The organism is Paenibacillus sp. PastM-3 (assembly GCF_029893965.1).
Classification (GTDB): domain Bacteria; phylum Bacillota; class Bacilli; order Paenibacillales; family Paenibacillaceae; genus Paenibacillus_AQ.
This window is the reverse complement of record NZ_JARXXP010000001.1, coordinates 56,530-77,345: the sequence shown is the minus strand read 5'-3', so window position 1 is coordinate 77,345 and position 20,816 is coordinate 56,530. Positions and strand designations below refer to the sequence as shown.

The 20,816-nt window shown below is 52.1% G+C and carries 20 protein-coding genes; 4 read left to right on the top strand and 16 right to left on the bottom strand.

The features are described 5' to 3' along the window. Positions 1-4 precede the first annotated feature (4 nt). The 4 genes from M2108_RS00315 to M2108_RS00300 all read right to left on the bottom strand — a co-directional run bounded on the left by M2108_RS00315 (position 5) and on the right by M2108_RS00300 (position 3,352). A complete protein-coding gene (locus M2108_RS00315; protein ID WP_277469050.1) occupies positions 5-715 on the bottom strand; it encodes a hypothetical protein in 711 nt (236 codons plus the stop codon). Continuing rightward, positions 712-1,635: an ATP-binding cassette domain-containing protein gene (locus tag M2108_RS00310; protein WP_277469048.1), complete on the bottom strand. Its 924-nt coding sequence runs from the start codon at positions 1,633-1,635 to the stop codon at positions 712-714. The genes M2108_RS00315 and M2108_RS00310 overlap by 4 nt, the downstream gene beginning before the upstream one ends. Positions 1,636-1,824: 189 nt before the next feature. Further along, positions 1,825-2,172, bottom strand: coding sequence for a four-helix bundle copper-binding protein (locus tag M2108_RS00305; protein ID WP_277469046.1), 348 nt, complete (start codon positions 2,170-2,172; stop codon positions 1,825-1,827). A gap of 148 nt (positions 2,173-2,320) precedes the next feature. Beyond that, positions 2,321-3,352, bottom strand: coding sequence for a CobW family GTP-binding protein (locus M2108_RS00300; protein ID WP_277469045.1), 1,032 nt, complete (start codon positions 3,350-3,352; stop codon positions 2,321-2,323). Between the two features lie 185 nt (positions 3,353-3,537). Between M2108_RS00300 and M2108_RS00295 the strand changes: the two genes are divergently transcribed. The 3 genes from M2108_RS00295 (at position 3,538) to M2108_RS00285 (ending at position 5,017) form a co-directional block, all read left to right on the top strand. Beyond that, a complete protein-coding gene (locus tag M2108_RS00295; protein WP_277469043.1) occupies positions 3,538-3,984 on the top strand; it encodes a GNAT family N-acetyltransferase in 447 nt (148 codons plus the stop codon). Then, a complete protein-coding gene (locus M2108_RS00290) occupies positions 3,981-4,439 on the top strand; it encodes a DUF6198 family protein (RefSeq protein WP_277469042.1) in 459 nt (152 codons plus the stop codon). Before M2108_RS00295 ends, M2108_RS00290 begins: the two co-directional genes overlap by 4 nt. Positions 4,440-4,501: 62 nt before the next feature. Further along, the gene (locus M2108_RS00285) at positions 4,502-5,017 is read left to right on the top strand and encodes a MogA/MoaB family molybdenum cofactor biosynthesis protein (RefSeq protein WP_277469041.1); all 516 of its coding nucleotides are present in this window, start codon (positions 4,502-4,504) and stop codon (positions 5,015-5,017) included. A gap of 77 nt (positions 5,018-5,094) precedes the next feature. Here M2108_RS00285 and M2108_RS00280 read toward each other — a convergent pair whose 3' ends face one another. The 9 genes from M2108_RS00280 to miaB form a co-directional block, all read right to left on the bottom strand. Then, on the bottom strand, positions 5,095-5,334 hold the full coding sequence (locus tag M2108_RS00280; RefSeq protein ID WP_277469040.1) for a hypothetical protein: 240 nt from the start codon (positions 5,332-5,334) through the stop codon (positions 5,095-5,097). A 118-nt stretch (positions 5,335-5,452) separates the two neighbouring features. Beyond that, positions 5,453-6,058: a DUF1349 domain-containing protein gene (locus tag M2108_RS00275; RefSeq protein WP_277469259.1), complete on the bottom strand. Its 606-nt coding sequence runs from the start codon at positions 6,056-6,058 to the stop codon at positions 5,453-5,455. A 196-nt stretch (positions 6,059-6,254) separates the two neighbouring features. Then, positions 6,255-8,561, bottom strand: coding sequence for a thiamine pyrophosphate-dependent enzyme (locus M2108_RS00270; RefSeq protein ID WP_277469039.1), 2,307 nt, complete (start codon positions 8,559-8,561; stop codon positions 6,255-6,257). Between the two features lie 26 nt (positions 8,562-8,587). After that, complete coding sequence (locus M2108_RS00265) at positions 8,588-9,598, bottom strand: 2-oxoacid:acceptor oxidoreductase family protein (protein ID WP_277469038.1); 1,011 nt, start codon at positions 9,596-9,598, stop codon at positions 8,588-8,590. 411 nt (positions 9,599-10,009) lie between these two features. Then, positions 10,010-11,494: a nicotinate phosphoribosyltransferase gene (locus tag M2108_RS00260; protein WP_277469258.1), complete on the bottom strand. Its 1,485-nt coding sequence runs from the start codon at positions 11,492-11,494 to the stop codon at positions 10,010-10,012. Then, the gene (locus tag M2108_RS00255) at positions 11,484-12,032 is read right to left on the bottom strand and encodes a cysteine hydrolase family protein (RefSeq protein WP_277469037.1); all 549 of its coding nucleotides are present in this window, start codon (positions 12,030-12,032) and stop codon (positions 11,484-11,486) included. Before M2108_RS00255 ends, M2108_RS00260 begins: the two co-directional genes overlap by 11 nt. 47 nt (positions 12,033-12,079) lie before the next feature. Beyond that, positions 12,080-12,850, bottom strand: coding sequence for an NUDIX domain-containing protein (locus tag M2108_RS00250; protein ID WP_090713630.1), 771 nt, complete (start codon positions 12,848-12,850; stop codon positions 12,080-12,082). Between the two features lie 141 nt (positions 12,851-12,991). After that, complete coding sequence (locus M2108_RS00245; protein ID WP_277469036.1) at positions 12,992-13,444, bottom strand: YlbF/YmcA family competence regulator; 453 nt, start codon at positions 13,442-13,444, stop codon at positions 12,992-12,994. Between the two features lie 24 nt (positions 13,445-13,468). Then, positions 13,469-15,076, bottom strand: a complete 1,608-nt coding sequence (gene miaB / locus M2108_RS00240) for a tRNA (N6-isopentenyl adenosine(37)-C2)-methylthiotransferase MiaB (RefSeq protein WP_277469034.1) — start codon at positions 15,074-15,076, stop codon at positions 13,469-13,471. 430 nt (positions 15,077-15,506) lie between these two features. On the opposite strand from miaB, the gene M2108_RS00235 reads away from it, so the two are divergent. Further along, a complete protein-coding gene (locus tag M2108_RS00235) occupies positions 15,507-17,123 on the top strand; it encodes an alpha/beta hydrolase (protein WP_277469033.1) in 1,617 nt (538 codons plus the stop codon). A 16-nt stretch (positions 17,124-17,139) separates the two neighbouring features. Here the strand turns inward: M2108_RS00235 and M2108_RS00230 are convergent, their stop codons facing one another. The 3 genes from M2108_RS00230 to rhaD all read right to left on the bottom strand — a co-directional run bounded on the left by M2108_RS00230 (position 17,140) and on the right by rhaD (position 20,750). Beyond that, complete coding sequence (locus M2108_RS00230) at positions 17,140-18,330, bottom strand: beta-ketoacyl-[acyl-carrier-protein] synthase family protein (protein WP_277469032.1); 1,191 nt, start codon at positions 18,328-18,330, stop codon at positions 17,140-17,142. Between the two features lie 169 nt (positions 18,331-18,499). Beyond that, complete coding sequence (locus M2108_RS00225; RefSeq protein ID WP_277469031.1) at positions 18,500-19,594, bottom strand: NADH:flavin oxidoreductase; 1,095 nt, start codon at positions 19,592-19,594, stop codon at positions 18,500-18,502. 310 nt (positions 19,595-19,904) lie between these two features. After that, on the bottom strand, positions 19,905-20,750 hold the full coding sequence (gene rhaD / locus M2108_RS00220; RefSeq protein ID WP_277469030.1) for a rhamnulose-1-phosphate aldolase: 846 nt from the start codon (positions 20,748-20,750) through the stop codon (positions 19,905-19,907). Between the last annotated feature and the right edge of the window lie 66 nt (positions 20,751-20,816).

Sequence of the window (20,816 nt, the reverse complement as noted above, 5' to 3'; positions counted from 1 at the left end):
TCTCTCACAAATGCTTGCCATAATCCATGCGTCCGGAGCGGTACAAATACACTCCGCTGAGCAGCAATATGTAAATTAGTGCATGGGCAAATGTCCCCAGCACCGCTGGCATTGACCATTCATCCGTCTTCATCAGCGCATTCATTAACAGCGCCGCAGGAGGCAGCAGCACCGGCACAACCGGGCCGGAAATAAGTTCAGCCAGCTTCAGGCCGCTAATGGACAAAATCAGGATGATCAGGAGCAGGCCGGTGGCATAGCTGCTCTTGGGAATCCAGGAAGCTTGCAGAAACAGTGAAATGGAGACTCCGAGCATACCCAGCAGCAGATGTCCGGTGAATGCCACCATCACCCTGTACAATCCGGCCGGCTCAGCAAAGCTCCCGGTCAAGAGCGGATAAACCACCATCAGCAATGTAAGCGCCACTGTAAGCAAAGCCAGCGTCAGTATGCCGCCGAGACTATACTTTATGCTGCTGCGCAGATGAACGATTGTGACCTGCCGCTGCACGGCCTGCTCATGGTTCAGAAAGCTGATTCCCATCCAGGCGCAGCCGATAAACAGAATCACACCGGTCGCTGCATAGCTGCCCATTACAGGATTTGGCTTGTATGTATAAAGAAACAGCAATAATATCACGACTGCTGCAACAGGCGCAAAAAACCGTTGTGAGGTCGTATAGCTCTTCAGCATATAGGCAATGAGCGGTCTCATCCGGTATTCTCCTCCCCGCTGCGTTTCGGGTCCATCCATTCTTCAAGCCGATTACGGCCGCTCCGGTGCTCTACAGAGATTACTGACCCGCCGTACTGGAGGATATAGCGCAAAAAATCATCCGCATAGGCAGTGTCGACAGTCCACTCTGTACACTTACCTGCCAAAGTGGTATGGACTGATTGTGCAGCAACAAAACCGGGCATGCCTGTCATGATTTGCTGCTCATGATACTCTAGTGGCGTGCATACCAGACAGGAGGAAGACTTCTCTCTAAGCTTGTCTGCACTGGTAATCATGTGAGTCCAGCCTGCCTGAAGCACATGTACCTCCGCTTCCAGCGCTTCCACACATAGCGGTTCGTGTACAGAGAATACAAGCGCTGTCCCTTTCCGCTTCAGTTCCTGCAGGCGTTCTATCAGAATGTGCTGAGCCGGAAGATCAAGTCCGGACAACGGCTCGTCAAGCAGCAGCAGCTCGGGTTCACCGAGCAGGCTTTGGATGAGGTTAACCTTTTGCAGCATCCCCTTGGAGTAGCTGATTACCGGCTGCTTGCGGAACGGCTGAAGATGAAACGCCTCCAGCAGCTCTGTGATCTGACGCTCCAGCTCAGCCGGGGAAATTCCGCTAATCCTGCCCATGTGACGCAAATACTGCTCTGCCGGAAGCTTCATTCCTGTAAAAGCCTCGGGAGCATAGCCTATTCTGAGCTTAGGGTGTGAACGTTTCAGGATACCTGATGAGAGCTGCAGGAGCCCTGCCAGCACGGCAAGCAGTGTGCTTTTGCCGGAGCCGTTGCGGCCGATCAGGGCTGTAGCGGACCCGGCTCCGATGGTGAGGGAAACCTCGTTCAGCACAGCTCTACCTCCATATATTTTGGTGGCACCGGTCAAGCTGATCAAAGAACGGGATGGATTCATACGGTGATCTCTCCTTACAGGAATACTCCGAGCCGGGACACCGCCCGGTGCTGTCCTCTCTAATATTCGTCAGAACAGCGCTGCCTTCCTTCCTGCCGACACTGATTCCTGCAAATGAACATACAAAAAAACCAGAATCCGGCTGCAGGCGAAACTGCGGGCGGTCTGGTTTGTTCAAGTTTCGGGTTATTAGGCGTATACTTCAACAGCACCGCTGATCAGACGGCAGGCCATAGCGGCACTGCGGCAGGCATCAATGCAATCCTGGCAGTGTGTCTGCATATGGCGGCTGCTCTCGTCAGCACAGCGTTCACAGATCTCCGCGCACAGGCGCAGGATTTCAACGACAAACGGGCTCTGCCGGGTCATCGCCTGCACGGCAAAAGAACAGATATCTGCACATTCACGGTCAAGCCGGATGCTCTCGCGTAGTGCTGCCAGATCATATTCTTTCAGGCTGGAGACGTAGCTGTAGTTACAGGCGTTCATACATTTAATACAAGCATCGATACATTCCTGATATTGGATTCGGGTCATAGCCTTAAACCTCCTGCAATTCGTATAGGGTATGCCTATGTATTAACCTGCAAGAAAAGGAACGAACCAAGTTCACCGCTGAACAGGCTTTTTGCCGGAGGTCCGGGAGTTAGCTGCTCCGCTCCGGTTGACCTGCCGGGAGATCCGGTTACAGGCTCCGCTTGACTGCCGCCGGCCGGCCGAAGTAGCGCTTTTCCAGCTGCAGCAGCCGGGTACGCAGCTCGCCTGACGAGAAATGCTCGCCGATAAAGACAGCTACATCCGGCACCTCTCCCTGCGGAGTGATTTTCATAAAATCAGCTTCCCTGTAGGCATACTGGAACAAAAAACGGCTTGCAGTGTCACTGAACGTAACGATACCCTTCGCACGGTATACATCACGCGGCAGCTCTTTTACAAACTGCTCGAACGCTTCACTGTCCACCGCATTTTTGAAGTAATGAGTGTACGCCATGACATGGTCATGGGTATGGTGAGCCCTGACCTGTTGTCCGGCAGCTTGCCCGCTTAGGTCTTCATCCTCTCCAGAAGTCCCTGCATCCGCACTCTCTCCATCCAGATGCACTCCGCCAAGGCCGCCAAGCAGATCTTCCGGTTCAAGGGCACAGCGCACAGCCGGCAAAATCTCGGCATATGCATTCCATTTCCGCAAAATGGCTGAGATTTCTTCAGCTTCTTCTGCTGTAATACGGTCCGTCTTATTGAGAATCAGAACAGATGCACAGCGGATCTGCTCCTGCATCAGCCGGTAGGTGGCTCCCTGCTGTGAGCGGTACAGTTCCAGCAGATGCGCCGCATCAACGACAGTAATCAGCCCCTTCAGCTCCACCTGCTGATACAGTGAAGTTTCCGTTACAGCATCAACAATTTCCAGCGGATTCGCGGCACCAGTCGCTTCAATCACCACGACATCGGGTTTTTCTTTTTTGACCAGTGTAGTCAGCTCTGTACTGAGATCACCGCGGCTTGTACAGCAGATGCACCCGCCCAGCATTTCAGCCATCGGAACCTCTTGCTCAACCAGCAACCCATCCAGATTCACTTCTCCCAGCTCATTCATAATGACCGCAGGACGCAGATTCTGACTTTTCCAGTGATCCAGCAGCCGCTGCAGCAGTGTTGTTTTACCGCTTCCGAGAAATCCGGATAATATATAAACCGGCAAGGCCTGTTGTTCCATGTTTCATCGCTCCCCCAAAAATTCCGTATGGTAGCGAGTGTACTACAGTCTGAGTGTACAAGCAAGATACATGGCGGAGAGCGCCTAAAGCAGGCTTAGGACCCATTTATTTTTATTGCATTTACAACAATACTATTTTTGTATATACTTTGCTAATGATTTTTGATGAGAAAGGTTGGGGAAAAATGAACGTACAGGCCATCATGCTGCCGGAGGAGTTACAAGCTGCTTTTTCGATCAGAAAGCAGGTATTTGTTGCGGAACAGGGAGTCCCGCTTGCTGACGAATTTGATGATTTTGATACACTGGACGGTCAGTGCCGGCATGTTCTGGCCTATTATGAGGGACAGCCGGTGGGCACAGGGCGGATTCGCGCTTTTGAGGGGAAAGGGAAGCTGGAGCGGATTTGCATTCTGGCACCCTTCCGTAAATTCGGAATAGGCAAACAAATCATTGCTACACTTGAGGAAATCGCTGTTCAAAACGGTTATTCCGGGGTAAAACTGCACGGGCAGTCACAGGCCAGGGGATTCTATGAGAAGCTTGGCTATCAGACCCTGTCTGCAGAATTTATGGAAGACGGCATCCCGCACTTTTTAATGACCAAAGCTATTTCTGCTTCACATATATGAACAGATCACGTCTGACGTCAGCCTTCCTGTTCATCGGCGGATTATTAATACTGACGCTCGGAATTTCATTGACCATACAGTCCGGCCTCGGGATCGATGTATGGCTATACTTGCTGAATGACTGGATTGAACCCGGACAGCCGGCCGGCAGACTGGTTTGCTTTGCATCAGGCTTAATCGTCACAGGACTGGGAACGGCCTTGTATCTGCAGGCCAAATTCGCTCCCTCCCCGTTAGACCGGCTAACCCTATTGCTGCAAAAGCTGACGGTCCGCAGCATCTTTTTTACCCGTACGCTCCTTTATTTTGTGTTCCTGCTGACGGCCTTTATTTCTGGCGGGCCCATCGGGATCGGTACCCTGCTCACCGTTTGTCTGGGCGGATTCATCCTTCATTTCTTTATGCCGCTTACAGAGAAGGCCTTAAACCGCATTTCACTGGAACAGCCCTTATAAAGACTGGTATTATGGGTAAATAAGAACATAGGGAATAGATTTGGACTCTAGGAGTGTATTATATGTCATCTGTAGAAGAACACCGTAAGCAAGCACCACAGACCGTAGCCTGCTATGTCATCACCGTCTCGGATACCCGTACCATGGAGACAGACACCGGAGGCCAGCTCCTTGTATCGATGCTGGAGGAGGCCGGTTATCAGGTCGTTGGCCGCACCATCGTCAAAGACGATTATGAGGACATCCGTGAGCTGGTCTACAAAAGCTCCGTACATTCCGGCATCGAAGCGGTGCTGCTGACCGGCGGCACGGGTATTTCACCGCGTGATACCACGTATGAGGCTGTCGCCTCGCTGCTCGACAAGTCGCTGCCGGGCTTCGGCGAAATCTTCCGGCTGCTCAGCTTTACCGAGGATATCGGCTCTGCTGCCATCCTGAGCCGGGCTATCGCCGGCACGATCGGCAATACGGCGGTCTTCTCGATGCCGGGCTCTACGGGGGCCATCAGGCTGGCGATGAGCCGGCTGATCGTTCCTGAACTGCGGCATGTGATGAGGGAGATTTATAAGAAGGAATAGCAGAAGCCCAAACAGGCCGGTAACGCATCAGTCGATGCAGTTACCGGCCTGTTTATTATGGAGCTTCCCGCATGCGGCTAATGTGAGGCATGCAGTCCGTCCATCAGCTGATTAAGCAGTGCTTTTACTTTATCCGTGTATTTGCCCTTCTCTTTCTTCAAAGAGGTATACAGTCTGGCAGCAGAACCCTCTGGGAACTGTTCCAGGCTTCCAGGTGATGTTATATATGCTTGCTTGATATAGTTATGCGGGATATTACCCGCGTTTCCTAATCCGGCAGCCAGTGCAGCAGCCAGCAGTATAATCTGGAATCTCATCAAAGCTTCCTCCCAGCAGGATGTTTATGCTTAGAATGGCTGAGAGAAACGGTAATTATGCAAACGTAAAATACCGCCTATCCTGAAAGCATCCAAAAGAGAGTAGCAGGTGACAAGCTCATTCCCCCGGAGGCTCATCATGAACATCTGTATCCGGCGAAGTAGAGATCCAGCTTGTGAACTCCACCCTGAGCCCGGGCCTGGTCGGCGCACAGAGCATCGGGCCGGCCTGTACCTCACCCGTATAAGGGAATCTGGCGACCCGGATCGTGCGCCATGGATGCGCGCCGGTTCTGGCTCTGAGGATGACGGCATCCTTCAGGCGTGAAGCGCGGATGGTCACAATCTGCCCGGCCCATTCCGGAACAGGTGACAGCGACCAGTCAGAGTATTGATCTGTTACCACAGCACCTATATGCGGCACGCCGTCATTGATTTCGACCCCTGCCTTGATCCACTGCAGCGGGCTGTGCCACAGCATAATTCCCGCCTGGTCATACAGCTCGGTAAGGCTTCCGGCATCAAAACTGACCTCTACCGCAGTCCCTTCTGTCCAAGCAGCAAGCAGCGCATGCCCGTTATCATGCTGAAAGCCGTACATGGTTTTCTGCCAGTAATCACTGCCCTCCACAGCCTGAACAATCAGCTTACCGTTCTGCTCTGCAACCGAATGCGGCTCATTGCTCCAGATTCCGTCCTGCCAGTCCACCCTTTTCATCACCAACACGCTCCTTTACCGGATTCAGCTGTATAGAATATCCAAGCCTTCCTCTATTCATCAATCCTACTCTATCAAAATGCAGCCGAAAATGCAGCTACTCCCCTGCATCAGATTTAAGGCCAGCCATGATAGCACAAACACAGCCTGACAAATATGCTGTCAGGCTGTGAGATATGAAAAGTTATGAATCCGCAGTTACTTACAGGTCCGGATGCTCATGCTTCGCTTTGAGCTTGCTCCAGCGGCGCTGAACCTCACTCTCGAAGCTGCGCAGTGCAGGCTCGTTCTCCGGCTTGAGCAGATGGCGGGTTTTACCCATCGTCTTCAGCCATGCAGACACCTCAACCCGCTTGTTCTTCTCTTCCGGATTGTAGGTAATGTTAGTAACGCCCTGCTCCACTTCATACAGCGGGAAAAAGCAGGATTCAACGGCCAGGGATACGATATTCGTTCCTTCCTTGTCCTCGCTCATCCAGTTCAGCGGGCAGGCAATCAGAATCTTGCCGTAAACCAGGCCTTCATTCTGCGCATACCACTGTGCCTTCGCCGCTTTCTTCAGCAGATCCTGCGGATAGGCTTCACAGCCGGTGAACACATAAGGAATGTTGGTAGCCGCCATAATCTGCGCGGTATCCTTGTGCTGGGTGACTTTACCCTGCTGTGTCTTGCCGATGCTGGATGTGGAGGTGCGGTGGCCCAGCGGGGTCGAATACGACTGCTGCGCACCGGTATTCATGTAGCCTTCATTATCGTACTCAAGGATTATCATCTTGTGTCCGCGCAGGGCAGCACCGATGGCCGGCCCCATCCCGATATCCATACCGCCGTCACCGGTGACCATTACGAAGGTAAAGTCGTCTTTCAGGCCCAGTCCGTCCAGCTCACCGCGGCGTTTGCGTTCCCAGAACATCTCTACTACACCAGACAGGGTAGCGGCACCGTTCTGGAACAGGTTATGAATAAACGTCGATTTGTGGGAGGAATACGGATAACCGGTTGTTGTAACCATGGCACAGCCGGTATGATACAGTGCGACGATATCTCCTTCAATCCCTCTGAAGAACAGCTCGAGTCCAGAGAAAATACCGCAGCCCGGACATGCGCCATGCCCCGGAGACAGACGTCTCGGCTTCTTCATCAGGCTGCGCACCGGCGGAACCTTAACCGCCAGCTTGCCGGTTTCTTCATTCTTGGTAACGGTAATCAGACCGGACTTCAGGGAATCAAAATCCATCGGCTTCAGCAGGCGCTTAGGTGCTTTGTCCGCTTCGCCCGGATTGTGGCCGTAGTAATCAAACGGTATTTCCACACGGTCAGCAACAACTGCATCCATAGCCAGCTGGAAGAAGTGATGGCCGTCTTCTGCATAGAAGTCTTTGCCGCCCAGCCCGTAGATCCGGCTGATGACCTTGGTTGTTGTATTGCCGTAGGTGAACAGGGCCGCTTTGATTTCGTTGACCATATTACCGCCGTGTCCGCCGACGGAATCCGCACGGTCACCGACCGTAATAGCTTTAACATTCTTCAGCGCTTCCGCAATCTGCTTCTGCGGGAACGGGCGGATCATGTTAGGCGAGATCGCTCCGGCTTTGATGCCCTGCAGGCGCAGCTGATCGACAACATCCTTGATGATCTCGGACGCAGAGTTCATCAGGAAGACGGCAACATCGGCATCCTCCATCCGGTACTGCTCGATCACCTCATAATGGCGTCCGGTCAGTTCAGCAAATTCCTGGGCGATTTCTTCGAACACCTCACCGGCGTTGTACATCGCTACGGACTGCTGATAACGGTTGTTGATATAATCCGGTTCGTTCATGTAAGGACCAACCGTAACCGGATTGTTCCGGTCAAGCGTATCGGTGAAGCCTACAGGAGGCTGTTCACCTACAAACTTGTGGACATCCTGCCGGTGGGCGAAAGCCTGTACGCGGCGCTTCTGATGGGAAGTGAAATAACCGTCCGAAGCAACCATAACCGGAAGACGGACCTTCGCATGTTCTGCCAGCTTCAGTGCCATCAGGTTCATGTCGTAGACCGATTGCGGGTCACGGCACATCAGGATCGGCCAGCCGGTATTAAGTGCGAAATACAAGTCAGAGTGGTCACCGTGAATGTTCAGGGGCCCTGAGATCGAGCGGCAGATCAGGTTCATAACCATAGGCATACGCGTACCTGCTTGTACAGGCAGCTGCTCCAGCATGAACATGTAGCCCTGCGCACTGGTTGCGTTAAATACGCGTCCGCCCGCTGTCGAGGCACCGTAACAGATCCCTGCCGAGCTGTGTTCACCATCTGAAGGAACGAGCATAATATCATGCTGTCCGCTTGCTTTCATCGTATCGAGGAACTGGGCTACCTCCGTCGATGGCGAGATCGGAAAATATCCCATAACATGATAATTGATCTGGTGGGCAGCGTAGGCTGCCATTTCATTGCCTGATTCATACAGGAATTTCTGCTCTACCTTGGCAGAGCCTATTTCTTTTTCATAATCAATAGCCATTGTTCATTCCGCCCTTCTTACCGGATTTATAATTGCGAGACCAAATCAAAGGTATGTTTCACAGTGTGGCTGTCGGCATAGCCTTCCTTCTCAAGGATGCTGGACAGTGCCGAGGTTGGGCAGGCGCCAACACATTTCAGGCAGCCTTTGCAGTACTGGTAGTCGATACCCAGCAGGAACATCTGCGAGCGCCCCTTGCGGTCAAGCCGTTCTTCCCAGACAAAGCACTGGTCAGGACAGACGGTATCGCACTGTGCACAATTGATGCAGGACTCGTTCTCATAAGCCGGAATCATGCCGGAACGGGAAATGCTGAGGTTCTTCAGGAAGCTGTTGCCTGGATTCACAATCGATCCGCCCATCGGCTGGGTTTCGTATCCAAGTGCCGAAATGTCAGAGCGCACGTATTCAGGCATGCTCTCTCCTTCAGGCAGCTCAAAGTGCATAAACTTCACTTCGTTGTAGCCGCGCTCAAAGGTTGTAATGGCGGACTGTACAGCCTGCGGATATTTCTTGCCGAGCGATTTCTCGATAACGCCCTTCATCGTCTCCGTGTCAAGGAACGGACAGAGCCGGAACAGCGCGCCCAGCATAGCCATATTTACACGGTTTTTCTCTTTCAGTGCAATGCTTGTTGCATCAATTACAGCAATGGTTCCGGCTTTCAGCTTCAGGAGTTCTTTGAGTTCTTCCGGCGTCTTGGCCGAGTTCACAAGAACGGTGCTGTCTTCGCTGATCCCGCTTGTTACATTAACAGTCTTGGCGAGCGCTTCATGGAATACGCCAACCACATGCGGACGCTCTACCGGAGATGTATCACGGATATGCGTCTCCAGATCACAGAACCGGATATGGGCTTTGACAGGCGAGCCTTTTTTCTCCGAGCCATAGGATGAGAAGCTGACCCCGTTCAAGCCTGCTCCGACAACACCTGCTTCTGCGAGCATTTTACCGGCCAGGTTAGCCCCGAGCCCTCCAATGGATTCCAGCCGGATTTCAAAGAATCCCAGACTGTTTACTTTTGGTAGTTGTACCACCTACATAACCCCTTTCGAGTGTCAAGAATAAAACAATCCTTTTGACTTTTTCAATGATTGTAACGTGATATTGATGATAACGAATGTGACAAATCTTGCATTTCCACGGGTTCGGGAATCACAATAATTTATAGATTTTGATCGATTTCTTTATACGCGACAGAGCTGCGTCACCTGAACAGAAGGTAACCTGCCATAGAAATTGCAAAATGTGAAAATTATGTGTAATCCGTCATTTTCGGGCTTCCCCGCGGAAGCAATGTCACCCTTAATTTAGCTATAAAATTAAAAATTAAGATGTTAAATTTGTCACATAAAACATGATCTTTATCACAAGAGCCAGCCTCAGCCGGCGGTCAGGATAACTTAAAAAGCCCATCCGGATGGATGGGCTTCTGGGGCAAAACAAGGCTATTCAAGATCCAGCTGCATATGCTCGGCAATCAGCTGCTGCTTGCGGTTCCATACCTGCTCACTGAGGTTAACACGATACACCTCGGGGTTCAGCTTACGCAGATATTCCGGCCAGAACAGGTCTAGCTGCTGCTCATGATAGCGGCGGATTTCCTCAAGCGGCGGCAGGGAATATACCTGGAACCCGTTCACAAAGATCGGTTCCAGCATCGGCAGCGCCTCGTACTTGTCAACATTCTTGCGCAAATAAGGATGAAGCGGATTAAACAGCTTGATCCGGGCACCGTTGCGCGGGGCAGCCTCGTCCGGAGAGCTGATGTAATCGGCCATCGCCTTGCCGTTTGTGCCGACAATGCGGAACACATCCTTTTTCCCGGGCGTGGACACCTTCTCCGGGTTGGAGGAGATCTTGATGGTCGGGATCATCTCACCGGTAGCCGACTCGATCTCTACCAGCTTATACACCCCGCCCAGCGAAGGCTGATCAGCAGCTGTAATGAGCTGCGTACCGACACCCCAGGTATCGATCGCCGCACCCTGCAGCTTAAGGTCCATGATCGTATTCTCGTCCAGATCATTGGAAGCTACAATCTTCACGTAATTAAGTCCTGCCTCGTCCAGCATCTTGCGCGCCTGGATGGACAGGTACGCCAAGTCGCCGCTGTCCAGGCGGATGGCATTCATCTTCTTGCCCGCGGCTTCCAGCTTCTTGGCGGTATTAATCGCATGCGGCACACCGCTGCGAAGGGTATCGAAGGTATCTACCAGCAGAGTAACGCCGTCCGGCAGCACCTTGGCATAGGCGTCGAATGCTTCCTGCTCGCTGCTGAAGCTCTGGACCCAGGAATGGGCATGCGTGCCTTTGGTCGGGATGCCGAACATCCGCCCGGCCAGCATGTTGGAGGTGGCGTGGAAGCCGCCGATATAGGCCGCCCGTGCGCCCCATACAGCCGCATCCGCCTCCTGCGCCCGGCGGGTACCGAACTCCAGCAGAATGTCATTCGGAGCCACCTGCTTGATCCGTGAAGCCTTGGTGGCGATCAGCGTCTGGTAATTCATAAAGTTCAGAATCGCCGTCTCCACGAGCTGCGCTTCCATTATTGTTCCTTCAACGCGTACCAGCGGCTCATCCGGAAAGACAAGCGCTCCTTCCTTCATGGCATGGATGTCGCCCTTGAAATGGAACTGCAGCAGCTCCTCCAGGAAGGCCGGCGCATAATTTTCCTCCTGCTCCGACAGATAACGGATATCATCTTCCGTGAACCGCAGGTCTCTGATATATTGGGCTATGCGCTCTAGTCCGGCGAAAACGGCAAAACCGTTCCCGAAGGGCAGCTTGCGGAAGTACGCCTCAAATACTGCCTTGCGCTTATGCGTGCCATTCACCCAATGGGCATACATCATGTTTATCTGATACTTGTCTGTATGTAGAGCAAGCTCTCTCCTCAAATCCTCATCTCCTAGACCTGTCTTATTCTGCATCGGCACGTACCACTTGTGCTCCGAGGCTGCCCCGGAAATGCCCGAGCGCCCATGCATGGCCGTCTGCGTTAAAGCTGGCCACTGCATCCTCATGGATCACAATTCCGAATCCTTTGTTGTAGGCATCGACCGCAGTATGCAGCACACAAATATCGGTGCAGACTCCGATCAGATGCAGTTCCTGTATTCCGCGCTCACGCAGCTTCAGCTCCAGGTCGGTGCCGCAGAAGGCGCTGTAGCGTGTTTTGTCCATCCAATAGATAGATTCCCGGTGTTCCTCATAGACAGCCTTCAGACCGCCGTACAGCTCCCGTCCCGGTGTATCCCGCAGGTTGTGGGGCGGAAACAGCCTGCTCTCGGGATGATAAGGATCCGCCGCCTCATGCAGGTCAACGGCCATGACCACGTAATCGCCGCTTTGTACAAACTGCTCCGTCAATTTATTGACTCTGGGTGCAATATCGATTCCCGGCTGTCCGACCGGCAGACTGCCGTCAACAAAATCATTGGTGAAATCTATCACGATCAATGCCTTCATTGGATAAGCCTCCTTTAGTGTAGTAAGACGGTGATTGAAGCGCTATATCAAGTATAAATAGATAATAAAGGCTCATGGTCAGTGAACATGTAGAGCTGTGCAGGCCGCTGGGAATACTGGTTCGAGCTGACCGGGTTACCTGCTTCATCACGCACTTCTTTTAATATACCCTGCCTGCTGCGTGTTGAAGTGATTTTGCGGATGAAATTCGGCTCTTTGAACTCAGGCACTACCGTCTGGATAACCTGATAAAGCTCGCTTAGTGTAAAATGCCGGGGCAAAAACTGCCGGGCAATCGTCGTCTGCAGCATCTGCTGCTGAATCCGCAGATAAGCATCCTTAATAATATCACGATGGTCAAAAGCAAGCTCAAGCTCTTCCAGCGCTTCCTGCAGTGTAAACAGGCCGACCTCGCCGGCATCATCCGAGGCTTGTCTCTGCTCCAGCATCCATTCCTCCACCAGCGCAAAAAAAGCATGGCTGATAATCCAGCCGCGCGGATCACGCCCGGGGGTACTGTACACACCGAGATACTCCAGATGTCCGCCGTCCACCCCGGTCTCCTCTTTCAGCTCCCGCGTGGCCGCATCATAGATGGACTCATCCTCCTGGCAAAAGCCTCCGGGCAGCGCCCACATGCCGGCACACGGCCATTTTTTGCGCCGGATCAGCATTACCTTCAGCTCGCGCAGGGGAAGCGTCTTCGTGACCGTCTTCCGTTCCCGCTTCGTCAAAGTGAACATCACAATGTCGGCCGGAACTCCGTCCGGGGTGCGGTACTTTTTGGCGTTGTAGGTTTGTTCCACGTTCTCGCTCACTTTAGATCATCCTTTGCCGCTGTCATTGTTTACTGTTCGTATCCTTTAATGTACCAACCCGCTCTTCTAAAATCAACAAATCCGGGCGAACCAGATGCAGATAAAGGGGCGGATCTTCATCCGCCCCCTCTTAAACCCGAATCAATCTCCGCAGGTAGACGGCGGCGCATCCGTGCCGGCCTCCACGCTTATTTTCTCCGAGACGGTATCCCTGATGACCGAAACAACCAGCTGCAGCAGGTAATTGATGTCGCTCTGGCTCTGCTGAAACTCATTCACCACCGGAATGCCGTCGATCTCATCCTGCAGCGCTTCAATTTCCTGCTCTATCTTCGCAACCATTGCTTTATTGCCGAAGCTTTCAAAGGCGACAATCTCCTTCTGCTTCTTCTTAATGGTGGCAATCAGCCCCTGCACCCGCTCGTGATTCTGGATTTTGAGCTCCGCCTGCTGAAAATGCCGCACTTCTTCACTGGTGGAGATCAGTGCAGCAAGCTCCTTGGCTTTGCCCATAATATCCTCACGTACAATCAGATCACGGGTATCGTAGCTCTGCATGCCGTATTTGTTCACATTCGAGCTCTCCTGGCTCATGCTTCTCGCCCCATTTCTCTATGATTAGAGGACTGCTGCAGCCTCTGCTACATAATCCCCTTTGATATACCAGGTTTTGGTATCGGTAATTCTTACCTGCACAAAGCTGCCGATCAGCTCCTTGGGACCCTCGAAATGAACAAGCTTATTGGCACGGGAGCGTCCGGAGAGTACATTAGCGTTGTTCTTGCTCTCCCCCTCCACCAGCACTTCCACCAGTTCACCGAGCATCCGGTCGTTGCTTACCCGGCTCTGTTCCTTAATCAGATCATTCAGGCGTTTCAGCCGCCCGTTCTTCACTTCAAGCGGAACATTATCCTCCATTGCTGCAGCCGGCGTACCCTCACGCGGCGAGTAAATAAAGGTATATGCCATATCATAACCTACTTCACGGACGAGGGACAGCGTCTCTTCAAACTGCTCCTCCGTTTCGCCGGGGAAGCCGACGATAATATCTGTGGTCAGCACGGCATCCGGCACACTGGCTTTCAGCTTATAGACCAGCTCCAGATAAGCCTCACGCGTATATTTGCGGCTCATTTTTTTGAGCACCGCCGTACTTCCGGACTGCACCGGCAGATGGATATGCTCCGTCAGATTGCCGCCTTTGCCTAGCACTTCTATTAATCTATCGTCAAAATCGCGGGGATGCGAGGTCATGAAGCGGATACGCGGTATATCAATCCCCCGCATATCATCCATCAGATCCCCGAATGTATAGTCAATATCCGTAAAATCCTTGCCGTAGGCGTTCACATTTTGTCCGAGCAGCGTTACTTCCTTAAAGCCAAGGCGGGCCAGCTCGCGTACTTCGGTGATTACGTCCTCCGGACGGCGGCTGCGCTCTTTACCGCGGGTGAACGGTACAATACAGTAGGTGCAGAACTTGTCACAGCCGTACATGATGTTAACCCAGGCGCGCATGCCTTCACGCTTCTTGGGAAGATTCTCAATGATGTCGCCTTCCTTGGACCAGACCTCGACCACAAGCTCCTTGCTGAACAGCGATTCCTTGATGATCTGCGGCAGACGGTGAATATTATGCGTACCGAAGATCATGTCCACGAACCCGTGCTTGGCCATAATCCGGTTCACAACGCCTTCTTCCTGGGACATACAGCCGCAGACGCCCAATAGCAGCCCAGGCTTTTCCAGCTTCAGTGTTTTGAGGTGACCCAGCTCGCCGAACACTTTATCTTCAGCATTTTCGCGGATCGCGCACGTATTCAGCAGAATAATATCCGCTTCATTCCGGTCTTCCACCGGCTGATAGCCCATTTCCTCCAGCATGCCCTTCATCGTTTCGGTATCATGCTCATTCATCTGGCAGCCGTAGGTCGCAATGAAATAATACTGCTGTTTATGGCTGTTCATTTCACGGAACTCCTCCATAATCCGGATGGTTTCCGCATCTTCAAAATTAATAACCTCGATCTCCTGCTTGCCCCGGCGCTTGCCTTCCTTATAATCCGGGTTGGAGTTGATTTGTACAGTACGCCCCTTTATCCGGTAAGTCGTTTTTCCCTCTTCTTCACTGATGACTTTGGCATCAGAAAAATCAAAATACTTCGAGTAATCCTTCGAACCGCCCTTGCCGGATTTTAAGTCCGGTGAGTTATTCCCCATTGTCATGTTTTCACGTCCTTTATGAATGAAAGCTTCAGTAATCAAATCGGTTAATTTTATTATCGCCAATAAAAAATTATAGCATAAATGTTGGAGGCCAATCCATCCGGCAATGCAGGCATAATGAATAAACCTTCCGGCCGGAGTCAGCAGGAAGGCTCAGAATGATATATGAAGTGTGCGGAGCATCATTATTTGCGGCAGATGTACATTCGCAGGTACACCATCTCAAGTTTGGATTTTTTGACACAGATGAAAAACATCTTCATTTCAGCAAATCATCTCCCCGTGAATTCAGCTTTATCCCATTCTATCAGCATACCGTTACATTAACGTTACACTTTTCTACAAAAAACCGCATATTATGATAAAATAACTGCTTTTTTTCGTTCAATATAGATACATAGATTAATCGGTCAGACAGAGGAGCACTGAAATGAAGCATACTTTGGAGAACGGTTTACAATTGCATTACGATTATAAAGAAGCCAAACAGGCTCACGAAAATACCCGTACGCTTGTCCTGATTCACGGGATGGGCTTTGACCTGACCTCATGGGACCGGATCCTTCCCTATTTGGAAGATGAATTCCACCTGCTTAGATACGATTTCCGCGGACACGGACAAAGCGGCATAGACAGCATCGCCCCGTCCAAACTGGCCTGGATCTATGTAGATCATCTGGACAGCCTGTTGCGCCGGCTGGGGATTGAACAATTTGATATCATCTCCCATGGTGCAGGATGCATTATTGGCCTCTACTATACCAAAGTATATCCTGCAAAAGTACGCAGCAATGTCATGCTGTCACTGCCGTTATTCAATTCAAGCAGCACTGCCGGCAAGTATGCAGACTACCGCAAAAATCTGCTGAAGCATCAGTCCATGAGCGCCCTGGCAGGCCATGTCATTCCGAATGCAACGCTTTTTCAGCCTGGAACACCGGAAATCGGCAGGCTGTATGCAGCATTCGCCAGAGTAAGCTTTGATAGCTATATTGAGCTGCTGGATTTTTTTGCGGGGGCCCACGATGAGATCATGGAGATGTTCAAGAAGCATACAGGACCACTTCTTCTGCTGACAGGAGAACGCGATCCGATGTATCCGCCGTACCTGTCCGGCCTGATTGCCTCGGCGAATCCGAACTGCCGCTTTATGACCGTCTACAATGCATCCAACATGCTGTTTTATGACCAGCCGGAGGAGACATATAAGCAAATCCGGATGTTTTTTGACACTGAGACAAGTAACCGGGCACCGCTTGATCCTTATCTATTGGAGCTGCATTCCGATTTTATCGGACTGGTGAACGGGGAGTTGCAGCCTGAGGACACTGCTGCCCCTGCTGCCCCTGCTGTTCCTGTTGTCCGTCTAAAGGTAACGCTGCTGAAATCTTTTCAAGTCTTCCTTGATGATACACAGGTGCTGGGCGGCTGGGGGAGAAGAAGTGCCAAAGATCTGCTGATTTACCTGCTGCTGCACCCGGCCGCTGCCCGGGATCAGCTGTGTGAGGACCTCTGGAAGGACATGGAGAACACCAAAGCCCGGAACCAGCTGCGCGTCTGCCTGAATCACCTGAAGCAGCTGCTTAATAATGAAGAAACGCAGCTGCTATACAGTGATAACCAGCAGATTTCACTGATGGCTCCGGTAGACTGTGACCTGCTGACTCTGCTGGAGAATACCAGGCTGGCGGTTAAGGAAACAGACCCAGTACGTAAAGACAGCCTGATCCAGGATATCTTCCAGCAGGTTGATGATGAGCTTTTCCGGAATCTGGATCAGGACTGGAATCTGAATCTGCGGACCCGTCTGGAGATTGATCTGGTTGCTCTGGCCCATTATGAGGCGGATGTGCTGGCTAAACTCGGTAAATATACAAGGGCAATCGCCTGCCTGAAATATGTCGTCCTATTCAACCCGGAAGAGTATGATGCCTATGAACGGATTGCAGCGCTCTATGAGCTGAACCAGCAAAAGCAGGAAGCCAGGACATGGCGCAGCAAGCTGGCCATGCTGCAGCCTGCGTCGGAGAAGCCCGGATCCCGGTAGGACGGCTGTGTTCGGCTCAGGTTCTCGTCAAATACATGCTTGCATTGTTGCCGCCGTAACCGTGGCTCGTGATCAGCACTTTAGCGGATGGCTGCAGCAGGGTCTCCGTGATTAGCGGAAGATGCTCATACCCTGACTGGTCCGTACGGATCGTCCGGGGAATGAACTGCTCCCGGAAACCAAGCAGCGAGGCAATAATCTGTGCAGGCCCGCTTACACTGAACGGATGCCCGATCAGGCCTTTGATGGAAGTCAGACGAACCTTGTGTTGGAACACATCCCGCGAGACTATGTCCTCGATACTGTCATTCGGAGCATAACCGAGAGCCTGACTGTTGTAATAATCCGGTATTCTTCCGCCCAGTACACGGCTTACTGCCTGCTTCATTTTAATGCCTGCCGGATCATATCCGTTTACCGATTTACTGTCGTTATTAGTCGCTATAGCATCAATATACCCGTAGATCACTGCTTTTCGGGCTTTCGCATGCTCTTCTGTTTCCAGGATCAGGCCCGCAGCTCCTTCCGATAAAATAAAACCCTTGCTCTTTTTGCTGAAAGGAGCCCCTGCCGCCTCCACCCGCTGATTGAACGGCAGGGCCCGCAGTTTGCCAAAACCGAAGACGGTTACTTTATTGCTGCTGCTGTCCGCTGCACCGACAATTGCTGTATTGATCCGGCCGTTTTGCAGATACATCATTGCATCTTCAATAGCTTCTATACCGGCGGTACAGCCAGTGGTCACCGTTTTGGTAATCCCGTCCAGCTGAAAATAACCCGCAACCGCCGAGGCCAGACTGTGATAGTGCACCAGGCCGCAGCAGTAGATTGGCATTTCCTTGAACAGATCTCCGGACGAAAGTCTGACCATCTCCTCAAGTTCTGTGGTCCCTCCCATGGTCGTTCCCATAAATATTCCTGTACTTGTCTCTGGATCTTTAAGGTCCAGCTGTGACATTTCGAGCGCTTCCGTAAGGGTGCTGATCGCAAGTTTGGCTATCCGCGGCAGCACCCGGTACTGTTTATCATCCAATAAGCCGAGAGGCTGTTTAACTTCACCAACCGTAAGCGCCGCCCCGTCAGGGGTAAGATCCTTCCGTACTGTAAACTTATAATCTCCGCTCAGCAGATTCTGCAGCAGTTCATCACAATTTTCACCATTAGGCACCTTAACCCCAAACCCGGTTACAGCTATACGCTGCTTCATCCAGATTCACCCTTTTTCCCGGAGAATAATTTTATTAGGGAACCACGCCAAAAAGAGCTTTCGCCGCTTGCCAGATCCGGGATCTGGCTGATCAGAATCTTAAGCAAACGGTTAAAGCTCTTTTCGCAGATGCTGTTATTCATTGCTGTTTACGCATTCGGAAAATAAATTAGCTTAATGTTCGGGTTGCAGCCGGAGTAAACGGAATAATCTCATCCTTGCGTCCGTCCTGTACTTTGGCCGGCCACTCGGGGTCGCTGATCAGCGCTCTGCCTACAGCTACAAGATCAAATTCGCCTTTCTCCAGCCGCTCCAGCAGACGGTCGAGGTTATCCTCCTCATGCTGGTCTGCTGCACCGCCTGTAAATTCGCTGTTCAGGCCTACAGAGCCTACGGTAATTACCGGTTTGCCGGTAATCTGCTTCGTCCAGCCGGCCAGATTAAGCTCGGAGCCTTCGAACTCAGGCAACCAGAAGCGGCGCGTGGAGCAGTGAAATATGTCTACGCCGGCATTGCTCAGCGGTGTCAGGAACCGGGCCAGTTCGTCCGGTGTACGGGCCAGCTTGGCCGTATAGTCGCCGCTCTTCCACTGCGAGAACCGCAGCACGATCGGGAAATCCGGACCCACAGCACGGCGGCAGGCGTCAATAATGTCGACAGCAAAGGTCGTACGGGCTTCCAGATCACCGCCGTACTCATCTATGCGCTGATTGGTCTTCTCCCAGAAGAACTGGTCGATCAGATAACCATGCGCCCCGTGCAGCTCGATTCCGTCGAAGCCGATTCGCTTGGCATCTGCTGCCGCTTGCGCGAAGGCTGCAACAATGCCGTCGATCTGCTGCCTGGTCATCGGCTCTGTCACCGGCTCGCCGGAGAGGCTCAGCCCGGACGGCCCGACCGGCAGCGCATCCGCATTCGGCAGATCGCCGATGGAACGGGCCATGCCGACATGCCAGAGCTGCGGAATGATTTTGCCGCCGGCTGCGTGTACTTCTCTGACTACTTCCGCCCAGCCCTCAAGCGCGGCTTCGCCGTGGAAATTCGGGATGCTGGGATGACTGACAGCTGCCGGGTGATTGATAGCCGTACCTTCGGTAACAATCAGTCCGACTCCGCCCTCCGCCCGTTTGCGGTAATAGGCAGCCACATCAGGACCGGGCACACCTTCCGGCGAAAAAGCACGGGTCATCGGAGCCATAACAATCCGGTTATCAAGGGACAACGTTCCTGCCTGAAAAGGAGTAAACAATAGGTCTGTGTTCATATCGGTCCTCCAATACATAATATAATTACTTTAAGTAAGTATATTATGATGGCTGGCGGGATCAAAAGCAAATAGCGCGGCCAGAGCCCCATCAGAGACGCTTATTGGTTAGCGGCTAAACTGCCAGAGCAGCGTACCGGGCTGGGGCCGACCTGCGTGGGCTGGTCGGGCTGCGGGAGCGGGTCGGGCCGGGATCAAAGCATTTTTGCCTTTTATTTGGCCGTTTCGGCCCATCAAGCCAAGCAGACAAAAAAAACCGGACACCCGCAGAAACTTTGCGGATGTCCGGTTTTCTTATATAAATGATATTCTACAAGTCCAGAACGCCTGCTTTTGGTGTTACACGGAAAGCTGCAGCCAGATCAGCCAGCTGCTGGTCGGTAATCGTCTGTTTGATTTCTCTGCCGCCGATCAGGTTGTAGATGATGGCTGCTTTTTCGATCGTTTCTACCAGGCCGAAGGTAGCATCCATAGTCGCACCTGTCACGAAGATACCATGCTGCGGCCAGATTACGACGCGGTAGTCCTTCATCTTGGCGGCCGTTGCCCGGCCGATGTCGCTGCTGCCCGGAACCATCCAAGGGATAACGCCGATGCCGTCAGGGAATACAACCAGACATTCTGTGCACATTTCCCAGAGCGTCTTGGTGAATTTCAGCTCATCCAGATCATGGGTGAACGTCATAGCAATAACGTTAGTAGCGTGAGTGTGCAGAACAATGCGGTGCGTAGGATCAACTTTCAGGCGTTCAATGTGGCTCATGAAGTGGGAAGCCAGCTCGCTTGTCGGTACAGCATTATTGCGCAGGCCCCACAGCACTTCAACACTCTCACCTGTAGCGGATACGCGCAGTACGCCGAGGTTAGCTTCCGGGTCTTTGATCACATTACGGAAGTATTTGCCGGAGCCGGTAACAATGAAATATTTGCCTGCAAGCTCAGTTACAGGGAAAGTAAGCTGGATAGTGCGCAGCGGCTCACGAATATTAATGTACTTGGCTACTTCTTCTTCATCCAGCAGATAGCTGATGTTTCCTCCGTTCAGCTCATCCCAGCCCAGGGACCACATGTGGTGGGTGATTTCGGACATTTCCTGGATAAAAGGGGCTTCCTTGCTGGCGATATAACCTTTGGTTTCAATAACTGAAGTACTCATATGTTTTCGCTCCTTTTGGATGCAGATCTGTTGGTGGTAAATATGACAACCATTCAAAACTCAAGT

What these genes read in the sequence shown, in the direction of transcription:
- M2108_RS00315 (WP_277469050.1), bottom strand. Translation starts at nt 715, where the DNA reads ATGAGACCGCTCATTGCCTATATGCTGAAGAGCTATACGACCTCACAA.
- M2108_RS00310 (WP_277469048.1), bottom strand. Translation starts at nt 1,635, where the DNA reads ATGAATCCATCCCGTTCTTTGATCAGCTTGACCGGTGCCACCAAAATA.
- M2108_RS00305 (WP_277469046.1), bottom strand. Translation starts at nt 2,172, where the DNA reads ATGACCCGAATCCAATATCAGGAATGTATCGATGCTTGTATTAAATGT.
- M2108_RS00300 (WP_277469045.1), bottom strand. Translation starts at nt 3,352, where the DNA reads ATGGAACAACAGGCCTTGCCGGTTTATATATTATCCGGATTTCTCGGA.
- M2108_RS00295 (WP_277469043.1), top strand. Translation starts at nt 3,538, where the DNA reads ATGAACGTACAGGCCATCATGCTGCCGGAGGAGTTACAAGCTGCTTTT.
- M2108_RS00290 (WP_277469042.1), top strand. Translation starts at nt 3,981, where the DNA reads ATGAACAGATCACGTCTGACGTCAGCCTTCCTGTTCATCGGCGGATTA.
- M2108_RS00285 (WP_277469041.1), top strand. Translation starts at nt 4,502, where the DNA reads ATGTCATCTGTAGAAGAACACCGTAAGCAAGCACCACAGACCGTAGCC.
- M2108_RS00280 (WP_277469040.1), bottom strand. Translation starts at nt 5,334, where the DNA reads ATGAGATTCCAGATTATACTGCTGGCTGCTGCACTGGCTGCCGGATTA.
- M2108_RS00270 (WP_277469039.1), bottom strand. Translation starts at nt 8,561, where the DNA reads ATGGCTATTGATTATGAAAAAGAAATAGGCTCTGCCAAGGTAGAGCAG.
- M2108_RS00260 (WP_277469258.1), bottom strand. Translation starts at nt 11,494, where the DNA reads ATGCAGAATAAGACAGGTCTAGGAGATGAGGATTTGAGGAGAGAGCTT.
- M2108_RS00255 (WP_277469037.1), bottom strand. Translation starts at nt 12,032, where the DNA reads ATGAAGGCATTGATCGTGATAGATTTCACCAATGATTTTGTTGACGGC.
- M2108_RS00245 (WP_277469036.1), bottom strand. Translation starts at nt 13,444, where the DNA reads ATGAGCCAGGAGAGCTCGAATGTGAACAAATACGGCATGCAGAGCTAC.
- miaB (WP_277469034.1), bottom strand. Translation starts at nt 15,076, where the DNA reads ATGACAATGGGGAATAACTCACCGGACTTAAAATCCGGCAAGGGCGGT.
- M2108_RS00235 (WP_277469033.1), top strand. Translation starts at nt 15,507, where the DNA reads ATGAAGCATACTTTGGAGAACGGTTTACAATTGCATTACGATTATAAA.
- M2108_RS00230 (WP_277469032.1), bottom strand. Translation starts at nt 18,330, where the DNA reads ATGAAGCAGCGTATAGCTGTAACCGGGTTTGGGGTTAAGGTGCCTAAT.
- M2108_RS00225 (WP_277469031.1), bottom strand. Translation starts at nt 19,594, where the DNA reads ATGAACACAGACCTATTGTTTACTCCTTTTCAGGCAGGAACGTTGTCC.
- rhaD (WP_277469030.1), bottom strand. Translation starts at nt 20,750, where the DNA reads ATGAGTACTTCAGTTATTGAAACCAAAGGTTATATCGCCAGCAAGGAA.